Origin of the sequence: Alteromonas sp. CNT1-28, from assembly GCF_022348345.1 — a bacterium.
Lineage (GTDB): Bacteria > Pseudomonadota > Gammaproteobacteria > Enterobacterales > Alteromonadaceae > Alteromonas > Alteromonas macleodii.
Genome location: NZ_JAKREZ010000038.1, coordinates 18,980 through 36,684, shown reverse-complemented (window position 1 = coordinate 36,684; position 17,705 = coordinate 18,980). Strand labels below are relative to the sequence as shown.

Here is a 17,705-nt window from a genome sequence, read left to right as displayed (position 1 = left end):
TTACATGTTCCGCCGTAGCACCTTCTCATCAGTCTATGCTCGTGGGTCAATCACGATTAAGTGATTGCCATCATAACGCCCTCGTAGGTTGTGCCACATCCCGCGGCCTGATCCGAGTGCGTTAGCTCAAACTCGTTTATCATGCAGGTACTCGGCTCAGTCTTAGTTTTGGATTAACCGGCGTGAGTACCACTTCCTTTGCAATGGCCCATATGTAAGCCGCCACCTCCCTAGCTATCGCGGTAATGATTAAATTGTAGTGTTTACCTTTTTTACTCATACGCTGATAGCGTTTGCACAGACGCAATTGTGCTTTCCAAGCAATATCGACGATGTCTTTGGGTAAGCCTTCTTGCCTTAACTGTAATTCGGTAGAGACATTCGCTGGATAGCGATAGCTGTGCGCACCTTCAATTAGTAGACGCCTTGCTCTGCCGTTACCTGCTTTGGTAATGGCACCTAAGTGACGTTTACCACCGGAGGATTGTTCGCTGGGCACTAAACCTAAATACGCCATGAGTTTTCTTGGGTGATCGAAGCGGTGTAAATCACCAAGCTCTGCCACCACACCAACGGCGACTAGCAATCGAACGCCACGCATAGCCTGAATAGCCTTCACCACAGGATAATAACGCCACTGGTGAACGTGATGAGTTAACTCATTGTCGAGCCTTTCTAGCCGGCGAATACGCTCTTCTATGGTTCGCAATTGTTCCTGCAAGACAATTTGCTGGGCAGGATGAGGCAATATGAGTTCGGTAAGCCAGCGCAGATGCTTCTTGGACCAATTGGCCGTGCCTTCGTAACGAATGTTGTTGCGAAGCAGTAAGGCTTTAAGCTGATACTTGGCTTCTTTTAAATCCTTCATTGCTGCTTCACGGGCTCGGGACAAATCTCGAACTGCTTCATCCTCCGGCTCAGGCACATAGATGGGTGTAAGGTCTTCAGATTTTAGTGTCCTAACGAGTTTAAGCGCATCCCTGCGATCGGTTTTAATTCGCTCCCCTGGCTTTTTAGGGATAAGAGATGGAGCCACGACATAGCAACAATGTCCCAAGCTCGTAATCAGCCGGTAAATCCAATAACCACACGGTCCAGCTTCATAAACAACGTGAAGCGTTGCGCCAGGATATTTGGATTCAAACTGGCGGAGCAGCTTCTTTACACTGACCTTAGACGAGGGAATACGCCCATAATGAACTGGTGTCGCTCCAAAAATCATGCTATGTTTGTTCATGCTAGCCTCCAAATTGATTTAGTATTGAACAAACTAATTATGGCTCTGGCTGAAAAGTTAACCCACGAAAATGCGGAGGCTAGCATTTCTCAGGGAGTCATTGTGTCTATACGCAATTGCAAGCATAGAGGTATGAATGGACTCAACAGTAAGTCATAAAACAAAGAAAATGGAAGTGTTACCTTTGCTATTTAGTTTCAAAGGAAGGATAGGAAGAATTCAGTTTACTAAGTGGTGGCTACCTTTAACTTCAATCACGCTACCTCTCTACTACCTAAATGATCAACTGGCAGGAATGGTTGCAATTCTCCTATTATGGCCACTGTTTGCGCTAACGACAAAACGATACCATGACTTTGGTAGTTTCGGTTGGTTAGGTATTTTTCAGTTACTACCTATTATTGGGTGGCTAATAGTAATTGTGGGTTGCTGTTTTACAGTCGGTGATTTTAAAGACAATAAATATGGTGAGTCTCTGTATAAGTAAAATCGCGTATAACAAACGCATCAACACTCGCTGCGCTCGCTGGGGACAAAAACACGTAGGCTCCCTTCGCTTCGCTCGGTATTATAGCCTACGTATTTTTGCCCGTTATGCGGGTGTTATGTTCAGGACTTACCCAAACTTAGTGGACATCTCCTATAGTTAGATAAGAGGTGACTTATGGCTAATAACAAGAAGGTTCATGCTTACACTGAAGAGTTTCGTAAAGAGGCTGTTCGTCGAGCAGATCAGAAAGGTAACTCCAACCAATCGGTGGCCGCAGAGCTGGGTATTTCCGCGCAACAAATCTACAATTGGCGCCGACAGTTCAAGCGCTGTGGGGGCCATCAATTCTCAACCATTCAAGGTGTGAAGTTTCATCAAGAAGACTCTGATGAGGTGCAAGCCCTCAAGCGTCAGCTGGCTGACCTTAAAGAAGAGAATGCATTTTTAAAAAAGGCTGCCGCGTACTTTGCGAGCGACCAAGAGTAAAGTACGCACTCATTAAAGTGTATTCGGGGCAGTTCAGAGTAACGGTGATGTGTCGGGCACTCAAAGTGTCTCGTTCTGGCTATTATAAGTACCTTATGCGTGGTTTTCCTGCACATCAGCAACGTCGCAAACAGCTGCGTGAGCATACCATGGCGCTCTTTCAAAAGTACCAAAAGCGTTATGGTGCACCCAGGTTAACGCGCGCCTTAAAAGCTGAGAACGTCCCCTGCTGCGTTAATACCATTGCGAAAATCATGCAGCAACTACAGTTACGTGCTCGTAACGGTAGAGCGTTTCGATACTCGCAATATAGCCACAGTAATGTGCGCGTGAGTGAAAACGTTTTGCGCCGACAATTTGTAGCAACAAAGCCCAATACAAAGTGGGTCACTGACATCACTTACATTCGATTTAAAGGCCAATGGCATTATTTGGCTACCGTGATGGACTTGTACTCAAGAGCTATTGTTGGCTGGGCGTTTGATGGTCATATGACCGAAGAACTTATTATACGCGCCCTTAAGATGGCGATCAGTCGACGAGACATAGAGCCTGGGTTAATCATTCACTCCGACAGAGGTGTTCAATATCGCTCTGTGCGATACCAAGACCTGATAATGAGCATCGGTGCTGTGTCCAGCATGAGCAGAAGGAGCAACTGCTGGGACAATGCCGTAATGGAGTCATTCTTCAGTCGTATGAAAGTCGAACTCATATATGGCGAGAAATTCAACTCGCTTCAGGAAATCAAATCTTGTATCTTCGAATACATAGAAATTTTTTATAATCGCGTGCGTCAGCATTCTACATTGGGCTACGTCAGCCCGTATGAGTACGAAGCGACATACGCTTAACATGGATGTCCACTTTTAGTGGGTAAGACCAGTTTAAGGAGGAACATTCAATGAACCCCAGTTTTTGTAAGAAGTCCTTGGCAGTATTGTTAGCTTTATTTTTAGGTTTATCACCGCAGATTGTTTTGGCAGAGGAGCCATCTGTTAAAAAAAGCAAGAGCGGCATATGTCACGCTAAAGGTAGTACTTACTATTCCAAGACAAAGAACTACACTCCATATCAGTCTATGGAGGCATGTTTAAAAAGTGGCGGGCGTCGTCCAAAGCGTAAAACTAACAATCACATTAAGCCACTCGCTGGGACAGTAACACGTGGGCTCTGTCGCTTCGCTCTAAATTTTAGCCCACGCATTACTGCCCCTTATGTGGGTGTTACCCGCTACTTGTAAATCCAGCCTTTCACTTCTCTTTTTTAGTGGTAATATCAAATCATACCCAATGGGAGTTGTTTTATGTCTGATGCATTGAAAGTGATGCTTGAAAGTATCGAGCAACTCAGTACTAAAGAGAAAGCACTTGCTGCCCACTGTCTTTTAACGGCTATGGATACCAAGATTGATAGCGATGTGGAATCTGAGTGGGTAAAACTTGCGGAATCTCGCAGCGCAGAGCTAGAGTCTGGTGCGGTAAAAAGCATCAGTTGGGAAGAGATAGAAAAGGATCTTAATTAAAAGATGCTGCCTGTTTCCTTTTCACCCGGAGGTTAAAAGGGAAATAAAAGAGTCGTTTGATTGGTATCAAGAACAGTCATTGGGTTTGGGTCACGAATTTACTCAAGAACTCAAGGAAGCCATCGATTCAGTTAGCTCTTTGCCATCGGCATGGACAAAAATGGGGTAAACTCATCGACGCTTTGTCTTAAGCAGGTTCCCATACTCTATTATTTATAAAATTATCGAAAACAGGGAAATTAGTGTGGTAGCTATTATGCACAACCACCGAAAACCAGGGTATTGGCACGAACGCGGCTAACAAGACGCTCAGGCCACTCCCTCCGGTCGCTGGGACACTACCATGCGGGTTAACTCACTTCGTTCGGATTATAGCCCATACGCTAGCGCCCCTTAGCTTAAAGTTATACATAAACTATGAAATCATCACACAAGACAATTTTTATAATTTTTGTTTCATTTATCCTTTCTTCATTAGTGGACGAATACCTTTTAATTACTCAGGGCATCGAGCTCTTCACCTACCACATTCATACGATTTTCGTAGCAATTTGCCTCTTCATTTGGTCCAAACAACACGGTAGAGAGAATGGGCATACACAGCTCAGAATGTATCCCTTGTTTTGTGCATTAATAGGCTTCATTGGTGTTCCGGTGTACGCCTATAAATTTTATGGCCTAAAGCACGGAACAATTCTTCTATCTAAAGCGATTGCTGCATTAATTGTTACCGTAATAGTTTCTATTGGCGCCACTACCCTTTTCTCAACATTTTATGTATAACAAAAAAATCAAGTCGTAGGCTAAAGCCCACTGGGACGCTAACACACAGGGTCGCTTCGCCATTATGCCCTACTCGTTATCGCCCCTTGTTTAAAAGTTAGGTGACTAGGGATGGTTATGCTTTAAAAATTAAAAATTCTGTTCTTAGGTTTCTTATGTTCGTTACCGTTTTCACTCTTTTTCGGTTATGGCACTTTCTTCGTTTTGTCTCATGTTCAAGAGTTTAGTAACACCAATATTTCCTATCTCGTCGGAACAGGCATATTTACTTTAATTTCCATAAGTGGTTTAACAAATCCAGGGGCATACATAACAGTGTTTAAAATTTTTGGATTTTTTAATGACCTAGGGGATATTGCTAGTGCAATCAGTATCTTTAACATTTTCAAATAACTGTTGTATTGTGCTCAAAGGTAAATCACCTAACAAAAAATTTATGTCGCCCGCAGTCGGGCTGGGACACAAACAGCTAGGCGGCTTCGCCATTATAGCCTGCCTGTTTGTGCCCCATATTTAGGCGTTATGCACAAGGAAGTATTGAATGAAACATAAGATTATTTGTTCACTATTCTCAATAGCCATTTTTACTTCGGGATTATTTCTCGGCGCATATATCAGTACGTCGGCGGGCGCTAGTTCAAACTCTACAGAGTTATATAGCAGCATTATTCACCTTTCTTCTGTTCATCAACAAATAGAAAATGGTGAATTAGAAAACGCAAAACAAGCCATCTGTAGTTTCGTCAGAACACGCATCGAATTACTAGAGCATGGCCATCAAATTCTTAACGAGAATAGAGCCAAGGAAGTAATGGTTCTAAAACAAAGTATGGAGAAAATGTTTTCAAACACATCGCAAGCCAGCACTTCGTTAGCTGAAACTTGTGTTTAACGAGGCGCTTAACGCGTTCCCTCTGGTCACTGGGACAGTAACGCAGCGACACTTCGTAAATATGTCGCTACGTCACTGCCCCAAAGCTTAGCGTTATATCGCGGGATAGTTCGATGGAAGATGATGATTTAGTTATTTACGATGGGGTGTGTAACTTCTGTTATGGAGCAGTTGCCTTTATTTTGAAGCGCGACAAAAGTGAACGTTTTATATTCTCACCAATGCAATCAGAATACGCTCAAGAAGTTATCAAACGTTACAAAGTTGATACTGTAGGTGTTGATACTTTTATGCTGGTTAAGAACGGAAACGTTTTTCTTTGGTCTGACGCTGCACTAGAAATCGCAAAAGACTTAACCGGGTTTTGGTTTTTATTCGGTGTAACTAAAATCTTGCCGAGTTCTTTTAGAGACTTCTTCTACAGAATTTTTGCCCGCAACCGTATTAAGCTTTTCGGTGGTACAAAGCATTGTCAAATACCCGGTAAAAAGGTCTTAGGGAGGTTCAGAGGTCTTGCGATGTAACAAACAAATAAAGCCGTTCCCGTTGGTCACTAGAAGGCATATACGCGGGGCCGCTTCGCCATTATGCTCAGCGCATATGCGCCTCTTAGCTTAATGTTAGAAGCTTCTGAGAAATCAATGGCTAAATCAGAAATAAGACGATTCTTAAAAGAGATCCGCACTAAGTTTCCTGACGTTGTGCCTCTTATGGAAAAACATGAGAGTTGGGCGCTTACATTTCTAATGGGAGAGTTTGCAAATTTGACGACTATTTTGTTAAACCAAGGCGACTTAGAAGAAGCACTTGAGCAGTTGCATTACATGAGCGAGAAACTAGATACTGCAACCGAAGCAGAATTCGAGTACATAGATGTATATTATACAGAGCACTTATTCTGGAAAGGTACCAAAGAAGGTATTGAACGTGGCTGGCCTCTCGTCCCAGATAATCTCAAAAAACTGTACTTGGACTTTCATGGTAAACCACCTAGGGTAGTGGTTTAGATAAGGTTGAGGGAAGTACAATTTTACAAAGTACGATTGATGGCTTTTGTGAAACTCAGCGCTCTAAAGATGTCTTTAAAAAATTAAAACGTTTTATATCCAATAAAGCGATTAAAATGTCTGGTGTTCTATTTTTCCCTGAGGCTTACGATAATCTGAGAAATGGTTGGCGATTAACCCCAATTCTAACTGGTGTGCCTGAGTTAGATGTTAAGCTTGAACCTTACAATTAAGAGTGTTTTAAACATAACAAACGCTTTAACCAAGGGACGAAAAACAGCAGGCTTGCGCTCCTTCGTCGCTAATTTTAGCCTGCTATTTTGCGCCAGTTTAGCTAGGCGTTATGCATCAAGGTAAATAATGAATCGAGCGCCCTTCTCAAAAGAACCAGTTAACCTATTTATTCTTTTAAAGATGGCCTACACCGATTCTTTGGGTGCCAATGTGCTGAACTGGCATCTGAGCAGACTGCTCAAGCAACTATTTTAAAATTGGAGCTAACTATTCGTTTTCTCCATTCAAAAGTAAGTTATTTGGAAAATGCGTAAACTAATTCCAAGACATACACTTCAAAGTACTAGACCTAGTCTAACTTTATAAAACGCGTTCTCTAAGTTAAAAGTCAAGGAGACAATATGCATCTCGCTCAATTGAATATTGGAAAAGTCAGGTTTAACTTGGAGTCCCCCGAAATGGCGGACTTTGTAAATAACTTAGACCCTATCAACGCCATTGCTGAACAAAGTCCAGGATTTATCTGGCGTTTGAAAGACGAATCAGGTGATGCCACTAATATAGAGGTAGAAAATAACCCAGATATCATTGTTAACATGTCTGTTTGGGAAAGCGTAGAGTCCCTTAAGAACTTCATGTTCAAGACGCATCACATTGATTTCCTTAAGCGTAAAAAAGAGTGGTTTTTGCCCTTAAGCGAAGCATCTTATGTGCTTTGGTGGATACCGAAGGGTCATATTCCAACCCTTCAGGAAGCTATCACTAAATTAGACCATCTTCGGGAAAATGGAGAATCTCAGGATGCATTTAGTTTTAAAAGTAGTTACCCCAAGCCTGAATTGGAGAATCATTGATGTTTCCAAGGTCAGAAGGCACACTAGTAAGGAGTTCGAACTGGCCGTTGAAATACGTAAGCACGGATCCCGACACGTAGATTCTAATTTTCGCACACGAGTTTCACATCTTAGATGGCTGCCGTGTTCTCTATTAGATAGTTTAATAAGAAAGGATATTTTATGAACTTATCGTTTTTACTTGTACTTTTTATCTCTTTTTTCACAATAAATATCCTACCTTGGGTTCTAGCACTTATATCTAAAAAGGCTTCTGGTAATAACAAGGTCATCTGGTTCTTGATGTCGTTTTTATTATCATGGCTAGGCTTTATCGTTTATTACTATCTTGTGATTAAGCCAGAATGGAAAGCTGAGTTAGAAAGAAAAAAATCAAAAAGAATACTCAGAAATGAAAATGGAATGCCTATTAAAATGTATGAGCAATCTTAAGGTTAAAATTGACACGCATTTTATCAACGCTTATACGTAGATGAACACTAGTGATAGCCTAAATCTATATTTTGAAGATTTACGAAGGAACGACAATGCCTATAAAAAAATGGACTTTACAATACCTAGTCGCATTTCCCTTGCTGGCCACTATTTTTGCCAGTGTTCAATACTTTAAAGGCCAGTCTTTTTCCTACTCTCTTGAATTCGGGGTTACATGGGCTTTTATATCTATTTCTATATTTGCAGCTCGCCGCATTTACAATTTTAAAAAGCGGATCCATTGCGAAATATGCAACGATATACAAAATCATAAGACCATTGAATAATCGAGCGCGCTATTTCAGTTGAGTACTCAACCTTAATTTCATGTTAAAAAAACGGGTAAAAAAATGAAAACACAAACCTTACTTATCTATTTTTTCTTTTCCTTGCTAGTCTCTTTCTCGTGTGAAGCCTCTACGCGCTCGCTAAAAATAGAAGATGATGGTTTTGTTGCTACGTATTACTCTTCAGAGTCACAAGAACGTAAAGTTGGCGTTTTAGTGCTTGGAGGATCCGAAGGCGGCGTGCCAGAAAAGCTCGCTAGTCGAATCGTTGAAGCGGGATTCCCTACCCTAGCTTTAGCTTATTTTAAGGAAGAAGGCTTACCACCAGAGTTAGAGAGAATACCTCTTGAATATGTAATTCAGGCTATGTCGTGGTTAAAATCACAACCCGAAACCACGCCGGACAACATTATTGTAGTTGGCTGGTCGAAAGGCGCTGAACTGTCACTTCTTCTAGCGTCAAAAGAACCAAGTATTTCAAATGTGGTTGCTATTGCGCCTAGCTCTGTTGTTTGGGCAGGTATTTTGAAAGATTGGAGTAAAGTGCCTGGTTCCAGCTGGACTTACGACGGGCAAGACTTAGCGTTTGTTCCTTTCAACCCGTCGGGTGAAGTTAATGGTTTGCTAGATCTCTATACGCAATCTTTAGAAAATCGAGCAGACAACGGTAAAGCTAATATTCCTGTACAGAAAATCAGCGCCGATGTTGTGTTAATGACTGGCGAAAACGATGAAATTTGGCCCTCGCCTACTATGGCTGAAACAGTTTGTGAAAAAATGAATGCGCGCACTAAACATAAGTGTAAGCACATAAACTACCAAGGGGCAGACCACTTGCTTAACTACGAGTTCTTAAAAGAGGGTAGCGATATGAACCAAACCTTTATTAAGATGCTTACTAATCACAATAACCACTAGTCAGCGTCTTCAATAAATAGAATCATATGACCATTGATGAATTCAATCACTATTGCAAAGCACTTCCCCACACTACTCACGCCGTTCAGTGGGGGAATTCAGAAGTATGGAAAGTAGGTGGTAAAGTCTTTGCTATAGGGAGCATTAGCAAGGACGGACACCCTGCTTTTACCTTTAAAACATCTGAGCAAAACTATTATTTTCTGGAAGAAAAGCCTGGCTATAGGCCTGCGCCCTATCTCGCTAGTCGTGGAATGAAATGGATACAACAGTACAATTGCGAGAGTGATGAAGATGAAGCGTTAAAATACTATTTAAGCGCATCTTATAAACTAGTATCGTTAGGGTTAACCAAGAAAATGCAAAAAGAGCTTGGTTTAAATCAACCTCAATAAAGGTGCTTACACCATGTTCAAAGCAAAAGGCTTTACGCGCAATATTCGCCCTTATGTTGAAGATGAGTTGGCATTAGCCCGCAATGAGCAAAATTACGGAAATAAGGCTGAAGCCTTCGCTCATTTGGAAAATGCCCACGTTCTTGGTCAAGCCTCTACAAGGCTACACGTTAAAGTACACGTTCAAATGCTTTTATGGGCAGTGAAACAGGGCAATATTGGTGAGTTTTTTGGTCAACTTTTCAGAATTGCGGGCGCTGCCACAAAAACTGTTTTTGGGCTAGTACCTCATGGAAATACAGGTGGCGCTAACGTTAGCCCATTTAAGGCAATGCCAATTAAACCAAACTTAAATACGATCATAAAAAAAGCGCGTTCGAATGAAAATTAAAATTAACGTTGTCGATGCATTTACTAATGTAAGGTTTAAGGGCAATCCTGCTGCAGTAGTTATAACGGGTAAATGGCTTAGCGATGAAAAAATGCAAGAAATCGCTGCTGAAAATAACCTTTCAGAAACCGCCTTTTTAGTTGAAGATGATAATGGCGTATTCGCTATACGTTGGTTTTCCCCTGTGACGGAAATCGATTTTTGTGGTCATGCTACTTTAGCTTCTGCGTTTGTCATTTTTAGCGAAAACTACCAACTGCCGCACATCTCGTTTTTCGCCAAGTCGGTTGGGATGATGAAAGTCGTTAAAAAAAGCGACGGATTCATTCAAATGGACTTCCCTAATAGAATGCCCCACCCAGTCAACGATGTGCCTGAAGCGTTACTACAAGGGCTTTCTATCAAGCCCAAAAGCATTTTAAAAAATAACCAAGCTTACTTTGCTGTTTATTCTGACGAAGACGACGTTTTAAGCGTAATTCAAGACAGCGAACAACTAAAAACACTAGCGCCTTATGATGTGGTAGTGACAGCGCCTGGTACGCAATTTGATTTTGTGTCGCGTTATTTTTGGCCTGCGAACGGCGGTGATGAAGACCCGGTAACCGGTTCAATCCACACTGGGCTAGCGCCTTATTGGGGAAAAGTATTTGGACGATCAAAACTTATGGCTTATCAGGCATCTAAACGAGGCGGCACATTAAAATGTGAGGTGGCAGGCGACCGCGTGCTTATTTCTGGCCAAGCGGTGTCTTACCTTGAAGGTTATATTAATATTTGATGGTTAATTGCCTTACACGAACTAGTCGATAAAAGATAACTCTTCTCTCGAGTGTTACCGCCCGCCTCAAACAAAAAAGCGGAAGATATCTAACCTTCCGCTTTCACTCACTCAGCAACGCATTGCTGCATCTAGTTTTAACTAGGCAAACGCCAAATTAGCGCCCTACTGCAATGCCTTCTCTGCGAGGATCTGCGCCGCCAATTAATTTACCTGATTTAAACTGAATGCCATGAAGACCGCTGTTTAAATCCACTACTTTGACGTTATGGCCGAGTGCCTTTAACGGCTCTTCAAGCTCAGCTATTGGTGTGCCCTTCTCTAACGCAGTGTAGTCGTTTCGATTAGTGATTTTAGGAAGATTGATGGCCTGCTGAATATCCAAGCCAAAGTCTAAAACTCCAATTAGGGTTTGAGCGACGTAGCTTACAATTCTAGAGCCGCCCGGCGAGCCTACAACAACCTCTAAGTTCCCTTCTTTGTCGAACACCATTGTTGGGCTCATAGCACTTCTAGGGCGTTTACCAGGCTCTACGCGATTTGGTACTGGAAAACGGTTTTTGGTTGGCGAAAATGAAAAGTCGGTAAGCTGATTATTAAGCAGGAAGCCTTCTACCATAATCCCAGAACCAAACATAAATTCAATGCTGGTAGTCATTGATACTGCATTGCCCTCTTTGTCTACTATAGAAACGTGAGAGGTGTTAGGCAGCTCCATTGACGTACCAAGTGCTACATTCGCATCGGCGTAAGGATTACCCGCGCGTTTGCGGCGCCACTCTTTATCAACAGCAATACTCTCGGCACGGCGCTGAAGATAAGCGGTATTAATCATGGCCGCAAACGGCAAGTTAGTAAAATCGCTATCCGCTATAAACTTCTCACGATCGGCATATGAAAGCGCACTCGCTTGTGTATACAGGTTGGCAAACTCTACTGAATCCGGTGCGTATTGACTAAGGTTAAAACCTTCTAACATTTTTAGAATTTGATAAACGTTTACGCCTCCTGAGCTAGGTGGTGCCATACCGCAAATGCGCTTCTCGTGATATAGCCCACATACGGGTTCACGTTTTACTGGTTCATAGCTTGCTAAATCTTCCAACGACATTTGGCCAGGGTTAATCTCCGCATTATTAACCGCTTCCACTATTTTTTCGGCAACGTCGCCTTTCAGTAAATAATCGCTGCCTTTTTCAGCAATACCTCTTAAGGTTTTAGCCAGCTTCTTATTTTTCTTTACTGTGCCTTCTTTCAACGGCAGGCCTGCCGGGAAGAAGTAAGTAGAGCTTGCAGGAAAAGTTTTCAGGCCAGGGTGATAGTCTAATGCAACAAGTTTGGCTAAACGCGGCGATACTTTAAAGCCGTCTTCAGCTGTTTTGATTGTATCGTCGAACAGCGTATTCCAAGGCAGCTTGCCGAACTCGCCCTGAGCCATTTCTAGTGCTTTTACTGCTCCAGGCACGCCAACTGACTTACCGCCTACTACGGCATCTAACCAGCGCATTGGCTTATTACCTTCAATAAACCAATGAGAATTGACAGCTTTCGGTGCTGTTTCACGGCCGTCAAAGGTGTGAAGTACTTTGTTCTTATTATCCCAATAAAGGATAAACGCACCACCACCAATACCTGACGATTGTGGTTCAACCAGCGAAAGCATCGATTGTACAGCCACCGCTGCGTCAATGGCGCTTCCGCCCTTTTCTAAAATATTCTTTCCCGCCCAAGACGCATAGGGATTTGCCGCTACAACCATATAATCTTCGGCTTCAAATGCCTTTTTCTCTATGTAGCCTGTTGCCGCTTCTGGTTCTCCGACTTCACGTGTTTGTTTCGCGTTCGCACCAAAAATAAAACAGCTAGATAATGCAAGAGTTACCACTGAAGCTCTGAAAAAAGCACTGCGTCTCAAAATAATACTTCCTCTTATTTAAATTTTTCGGGGTTTATTGGGCGTTTTTTAAGAAACGCATCAAACGCTTCTTGAGCTGCGGTTGTGCCCAACGCTTCTAAAAATATATCAAACTCTTCGTTCATTTGTTGGTTTGTTCGCTCTCCGTCACCTTTTAATAGCGCTTTTGTTTGTTTAAGCGAAAATGAAGGCTTGGCGACGAGTTTCTCTACCGTAGTTTGAACCGTTTGATCTATTTCGTGAGCGTCGACAATTTTTGTCAGAATACCAAATTGATAGGCATCAGCAGAGGTAAAGGGTTCGCCCAGCATTAGCCACTCTGCCGCCTTTATATGACCCGCAACCTTAGGCAAAAGATAACTTGATGCATATTCAGGAACAAGCCCTAAGTTGATGAATGGTAGAACAAATCGGGTATCTGGAGTGGCGTAAACAAAATCGCAATGAAGTAAAAGCGTTGTGCCTATGCCCACTGCTAATCCGTGAACTTGTGCAATAACCGGTAAATTACATGCAGCCAAAGCTCGCATAAAGGCAGCTGTTTCTGGCACCTGAGCGTGATCTTGTTGCTGTACGAAGTCTCCAATGTCATTTCCTGCAGTAAAACAATCGCCCGCGCCTTTAATAACCACCACTTTGGTTGAGCCATCGTTCTTAACACCTAATATGGCATTCGCCATTTCTTGATACATGTCGCGTGTTAACGCATTTTTCTTATCGGTTCGGTTAAGTGTAATGGTTAAGCATTGCTGATTTGTTTCGGTAATAATGTAAGACATAATTACTCCTTTACTGTCGTCTTTTTGTTTTGGGCGTACTTCAGTTTTCACCCTGTAGGCAATTTCTGTATCATAGCCAGCAAATTCTAATTTCAAAAATAACTAACACTGATGATGTCACTGCCGTTTTCGCTTAAGTATAGCGCTGGTCCTTTATTTATTGCGCTATGCTCCGTTGTCGCGTTTTTCTTTGAGCCTATGTCTGGCAATTATTTGGCTTACGACAGGTACGCCATTCAAGGTCTAGAAACTTGGCGAATAGTCAGCGGAAATATTGTTCATACCAATGGCTACCACCTACTTTTAAATTTAGCAGGTCTGGCGCTATTGTGGGCCCTACACGGTGAACATTATCGCATTGGTTTGTATTTAAAAGTTTTTGTATGGTGCTGCTTAGGAACCAGTGTCGGGCTTTATTTCTTCTCTCCAGATCTAATATGGTACGCGGGTTTGTCTGGCGCATTACACGGTATTTTCGCATGGGGCGCCTGTGTTGATATAAAAGAGAAGATGAAGTCGGGTTGGTTACTACTTATTGGGTTAGCGATTAAAGTGGGATACGAGCAAATAGACGGTAGTAGTGAACAAGTTGCAAACCTGATTGACGCAAAGGTTGCCGTAGACGCGCATTTATTCGGTGCGCTTACGGGTATCGCAATCTTTTTACTTATGTTTATTACGGCGAAAAGAAAATAGAAACTCGAGCGATATAGCGTCACTCTTTTTGCGCATTTTAATTCGTTAAAACAGATAAAATGTGCTGAAGCAAAAAATGAAGATTAAAAAAAGGCCCGAATTCATTGAATTTGGGCCTTTTTCTGTATGCCTATTACTTTGTGAACAACCCAGCGCCTCTTAGATGCTGGGCGATTCAAGTAAAGGCTTTGCTTATAAGTTTTCTTCGAATAGCTTGTAAATACGGCGGTATTCATCAAGCCAAGAGCTTGGCTGCACAAAGCCATGTGGCTCTACCGGATAAATGGCTGTTTCAAAATCTTCTTTCTCAAGCTCGATAAGACGCTGTACTAATCGCACGGTGTCGTGGAAAAACACATTGTCATCAACCATTGGCGCATTGATAAGCAAAGGCTTTTCTAGTCCATCGGCAAAATAAATCGGCGAGCTACGCTCAAACGCGATGGGATCGATATCAGGCGTATTCAAAATATTAGCCGTATATGGCGTGTTGTAATGGGCCCAATCGGTTACCGGACGAAGTGCTGCACCTGCCGCAAACAGATCTGGCGCGGTAAACATAGACATAAAGGTTAAGAAGCCGCCGTATGAGCCTCCGTATGTGCCAATACGCTCACGATCTACATTTGCATTTTCAACAAGCCAGTTAACACCATCACGCAAATCTTGCACTTCAGGCGTACCCATTTGACGATAAATAGCGGTTCGCCAATCACGTCCGTAGCCAGCACTAGCGCGATAGTCCATATCTAGTACGACATAGCCTTGCTGCACGAGCATGCTATGGAACATGTATTCTCGGAAGTAACCAGACCACCCCATGTGGGCGTTTTGCAAGTAGCCTGCACCGTGATTAAACACTACCGCTTTATTTGGTGCCGTCTTGTCGTAATTCTCCGGTAAATATACTCGTGCGTAAATAGGTGCATCGGTATGCGACGATTCAATAGCAACGATGTTAGGCACCGCCCATGGAAGTGCATTAAAATCTGCACTGGTGCTTTGCGTGATTTGCTTTGCCGCTGTTGTTTCGTTTGCTGGCTTAACGTAAAGCTCTTGTGGCTGATTCACCTTGCTATGGCTTAGCAGCAAATTTTTACCATCAGGGCTAAGTGAATAGTCTGTCATACCATTCAAATCAGTCATGGTATCGATGGTATTATCACTTAAATCTGCACGATAAACTTCGTAAAGCCCCGGGTGCTCCATGTTAGCTTTAAAGTAGATATAATTGTCATCACTAGAAAGCGTTAAATCGTCAACAATAAAACGGCCGCTGGTTAGCGCGACAGGTTTCTCGCCAGGCTTTTGAACGTATAAGTGAGAGTAACCAGTATGCTCAGACTGATAGTAAAGTGTTTCGCTGTCATTTAGCCAATCAAATGCGTTGAAACGGTAGTTTACCCACGCATCGTCATGAAGCCTATGTTGGTTTTCTAGCGTTTTATTCGCTAAGTCGACCGTTGCAATCCAGCGGTCTTTGTTGTCCCACGCTTCTAGCATAACGGCAACAGCGTTACCGTTTTTGTGCCAGCGAATCGAAGGCTTAGTCCAATACCAGCTTTGCAGTAAGGTAATGTCGCGCGGCAAACGATTAACTTCATAGGTCTCGCCATTGGCTTTCGCGTTTTCTTCTTTTACGTCTGCGAGTACGTCGTCATTGTACCCAGGCAAATTAAAGTATTTAAGTTCACTCTTCTCGCCTGTTTTCAAATTAAGCAGCCACAGTTCATGGTTTACCGATTCTGCATCTGCAACACGTTGGCGTACGGGTTTCGCGGCAATACGGCTGTCTTCTTGGATATAATGCGGCATGATGTCGCTGTCATCACGAGTCGGCTTACTTTCCGTGGTGGCGACTACCGCGAAGTTACCCGCAGGTGATACGCTAATACCCGCTAGTCGATGCGACTTATCAAAGTAAAACGGCGTAGGTGCTACACTGCTGTTTTCTTTGGCCAACGCTTTTTGAGCGTCGTCTTTTTCTTGTCTGTTTTTGCGCTGTAGTTTGATGTATTCCACCAGCGACTGTTGCTGCTCGGCAATATAATCTTTAGGCGGCTCAACCGCTTTGGGTTCGTCGCTAAACTCCCAGCTCAATAATTCTTCGCGGGTGCCGTTAGATAGGTCTATAGCAATAAATTTGTTACCGCTTAACGCCATTAAGCGGCCATCAGTCATAAATGAAAGCGTTGACAGCGCATTCCCGCCACGCGCGATACGCACGGTTTCGCCGTTGGTAAATTGCACATAAACACTGTCTTCAAATGAATAAGCAATTACACCATCATTTCTTACTACACGTTCGTCAAAACGATACTTGTGTAAATCTGATAATGGCGCTTTTACGGCATTGGCAGGGTTTGTGAGTTCAGCAACATAAACATCTGTTAACGCGCTATTCTGTCTTTCTTTTTCAAAAACAATTTTATCGCCATTGACCGACCACCCCATACCTTCGGGTAGCGCGCCCATCCATTGAGGGTGTGACATTATTTGCTTTAAAGTAATTTCACCATTTTTTGCGCTGTTCTGAGGCGCGACATCGGGTGTAACGGTTTGCTGGACAGTGGCAGCAGGAAGCGATGTAGACGCTGCTTGGCTAGATGGTTCGTTAGTAGTGCTTGCACATCCGCCCAACGCAAAAGTAACGCTAGCCGCGATGAGTAAAGAAGAGTATTTTTTCATTATTTTAAGTCGTTGTTATGTAAAAAACGTTAACATTATACGCAGAGCAGTTACTAATGCGCTAACGTTCATCGATTGAGATAGTGAACCAAACGTAAACCATCTGCGTTTATGGTTGTGAAACTGGTCTGTCGGCCTGAACAAAATAACAAAAATTCACTGATGAGGTAAAACACTATGAAAGCGAAAGGTTTTGTACCTGCGTTGCTTGCGCTCAGCTTTTTCACGACTCCTAGCTTTGCGAGCGAGTGCCCCAGCGTACTAAAGTTCATGAAGCGTAAGCTCAACTCACAAGAAACGGTGAATTTGTGTAACGAATATGCCGGAAAGACCCTTTTAGTGGTGAACACAGCCAGCTATTGCGGCTACACGCCACAATTTGAAGGTTTAGAAGCCCTTTATAGTGACTACAAAGACAAAGATTTTGTAGTACTTGGCTTCCCGTCGCACGATTTTAACCAAGAAGATAATGATGAAGGCAAAACGGCAGAACTGTGTGAATTGACTTATGGCGTAAAGTTTCCGATGTTTGAACCAATATCGGTAAAAGGTGAAGACGCCGATCCTATGTATAGAATGCTAAAAACCGCCACCGGCAAAGCGCCATCATGGAACTTTAATAAGTACCTTATTGACAGCTCTGGTAAGCAAATAACCCACTACCCTAGTTCAACAAAGCCCACTGATCCGGCTTTTATCGCTGACATAGAGGCACTCCTCAAAAGCGAATAAAACCGCGAATATCAACGCTGCCTATAGGTCACACCAAACGAGAATCTAAAAGCCGCGCATAAAAAAGCCCCGCGTAACACGCGGGGCAATCAAGCACACTCAACTTGGAACACACTTTTAGCTGAAAACATACTTCCTACG

General features: G+C 42.9%; 19 protein-coding genes and 1 pseudogene. 16 read left to right on the top strand and 4 right to left on the bottom strand.

The window, feature by feature from the left end; all coding sequences use genetic code 11:
- Positions 1–139: 139 nt before the first annotated feature.
- Positions 140–1,213 (bottom strand): annotated as a pseudogene (locus MHN02_RS18410) (IS110 family transposase); the annotation flags it as partial.
- Between the two features lie 160 nt (positions 1,214–1,373).
- Here MHN02_RS18410 and MHN02_RS18405 point away from each other — a divergent pair.
- The 14 genes from MHN02_RS18405 to MHN02_RS18340 all read left to right on the top strand — a co-directional run bounded on the left by MHN02_RS18405 (position 1,374) and on the right by MHN02_RS18340 (position 10,754).
- The gene (locus MHN02_RS18405; RefSeq protein ID WP_239247651.1) at positions 1,374–1,724 is read left to right on the top strand and encodes a DUF805 domain-containing protein; all 351 of its coding nucleotides are present in this window, start codon (positions 1,374–1,376) and stop codon (positions 1,722–1,724) included.
- A 177-nt stretch (positions 1,725–1,901) separates the two neighbouring features.
- Complete coding sequence (locus MHN02_RS18400) at positions 1,902–2,213, top strand: transposase (protein WP_239247649.1); 312 nt, start codon at positions 1,902–1,904, stop codon at positions 2,211–2,213.
- Entirely contained in the window at positions 2,168–3,067 is a 900-nt protein-coding gene (locus tag MHN02_RS18395; RefSeq protein ID WP_343212252.1) for an IS3 family transposase, read from the top strand. Before MHN02_RS18400 ends, MHN02_RS18395 begins: the two co-directional genes overlap by 46 nt.
- Positions 3,068–3,117: 50 nt before the next feature.
- A complete protein-coding gene (locus MHN02_RS18390) occupies positions 3,118–3,456 on the top strand; it encodes a hypothetical protein (protein WP_239247647.1) in 339 nt (112 codons plus the stop codon).
- A 63-nt stretch (positions 3,457–3,519) separates the two neighbouring features.
- Positions 3,520–3,738, top strand: a complete 219-nt coding sequence (locus MHN02_RS18385; RefSeq protein ID WP_239247645.1) for an addiction module protein — start codon at positions 3,520–3,522, stop codon at positions 3,736–3,738.
- Between the two features lie 1,324 nt (positions 3,739–5,062).
- Positions 5,063–5,413, top strand: coding sequence for a hypothetical protein (locus tag MHN02_RS18380; protein WP_239247643.1), 351 nt, complete (start codon positions 5,063–5,065; stop codon positions 5,411–5,413).
- Positions 5,414–5,526: 113 nt separating this feature from the next.
- A complete protein-coding gene (locus MHN02_RS18375; RefSeq protein WP_239247641.1) occupies positions 5,527–5,937 on the top strand; it encodes a DCC1-like thiol-disulfide oxidoreductase family protein in 411 nt (136 codons plus the stop codon).
- Between the two features lie 117 nt (positions 5,938–6,054).
- Positions 6,055–6,420: a hypothetical protein gene (locus tag MHN02_RS18370; RefSeq protein ID WP_168463726.1), complete on the top strand. Its 366-nt coding sequence runs from the start codon at positions 6,055–6,057 to the stop codon at positions 6,418–6,420.
- Between the two features lie 635 nt (positions 6,421–7,055).
- Positions 7,056–7,508, top strand: a complete 453-nt coding sequence (locus MHN02_RS18365; protein WP_014949704.1) for a DUF3291 domain-containing protein — start codon at positions 7,056–7,058, stop codon at positions 7,506–7,508.
- Positions 7,509–7,670: 162 nt separating this feature from the next.
- The gene (locus MHN02_RS18360; RefSeq protein ID WP_014949705.1) at positions 7,671–7,940 is read left to right on the top strand and encodes a hypothetical protein; all 270 of its coding nucleotides are present in this window, start codon (positions 7,671–7,673) and stop codon (positions 7,938–7,940) included.
- A gap of 392 nt (positions 7,941–8,332) precedes the next feature.
- Positions 8,333–9,187: an acyl-CoA thioester hydrolase/BAAT C-terminal domain-containing protein gene (locus MHN02_RS18355; RefSeq protein WP_239247639.1), complete on the top strand. Its 855-nt coding sequence runs from the start codon at positions 8,333–8,335 to the stop codon at positions 9,185–9,187.
- Positions 9,188–9,213: 26 nt separating this feature from the next.
- Complete coding sequence (locus tag MHN02_RS18350; RefSeq protein WP_239247637.1) at positions 9,214–9,582, top strand: MmcQ/YjbR family DNA-binding protein; 369 nt, start codon at positions 9,214–9,216, stop codon at positions 9,580–9,582.
- A 13-nt stretch (positions 9,583–9,595) separates the two neighbouring features.
- Positions 9,596–9,973 (top strand): DUF3703 domain-containing protein, encoded by a 378-nt coding sequence (locus tag MHN02_RS18345; RefSeq protein WP_239247635.1) that lies wholly within the window; start codon positions 9,596–9,598, stop codon positions 9,971–9,973.
- Complete coding sequence (locus MHN02_RS18340) at positions 9,963–10,754, top strand: PhzF family phenazine biosynthesis protein (protein WP_239247633.1); 792 nt, start codon at positions 9,963–9,965, stop codon at positions 10,752–10,754. Before MHN02_RS18345 ends, MHN02_RS18340 begins: the two co-directional genes overlap by 11 nt.
- Before the next feature lie 157 nt (positions 10,755–10,911).
- On the opposite strand, the gene ggt is transcribed toward MHN02_RS18340, so the two are convergent.
- Together ggt and MHN02_RS18330 are read right to left on the bottom strand one after the other, a co-directional pair.
- Positions 10,912–12,669: a gamma-glutamyltransferase gene (ggt, locus tag MHN02_RS18335; RefSeq protein ID WP_014979475.1), complete on the bottom strand. Its 1,758-nt coding sequence runs from the start codon at positions 12,667–12,669 to the stop codon at positions 10,912–10,914.
- A gap of 14 nt (positions 12,670–12,683) precedes the next feature.
- Positions 12,684–13,448 (bottom strand): enoyl-CoA hydratase, encoded by a 765-nt coding sequence (locus MHN02_RS18330; RefSeq protein WP_232306395.1) that lies wholly within the window; start codon positions 13,446–13,448, stop codon positions 12,684–12,686.
- 111 nt (positions 13,449–13,559) lie between these two features.
- On the opposite strand from MHN02_RS18330, the gene rrtA reads away from it, so the two are divergent.
- Positions 13,560–14,144 carry a rhombosortase gene (gene rrtA / locus MHN02_RS18325; protein ID WP_014949713.1) on the top strand — a complete coding sequence of 195 codons (585 nt, stop codon included), beginning with the start codon at positions 13,560–13,562 and terminating at the stop codon, positions 14,142–14,144.
- 192 nt (positions 14,145–14,336) lie between these two features.
- Here rrtA and MHN02_RS18320 read toward each other — a convergent pair whose 3' ends face one another.
- On the bottom strand, positions 14,337–16,832 hold the full coding sequence (locus MHN02_RS18320; protein WP_171338656.1) for a prolyl oligopeptidase family serine peptidase: 2,496 nt from the start codon (positions 16,830–16,832) through the stop codon (positions 14,337–14,339).
- 177 nt (positions 16,833–17,009) lie between these two features.
- On the opposite strand from MHN02_RS18320, the gene MHN02_RS18315 reads away from it, so the two are divergent.
- On the top strand, positions 17,010–17,564 hold the full coding sequence (locus MHN02_RS18315; RefSeq protein WP_014949715.1) for a glutathione peroxidase: 555 nt from the start codon (positions 17,010–17,012) through the stop codon (positions 17,562–17,564).
- Positions 17,565–17,705: the final 141 nt, after the last annotated feature.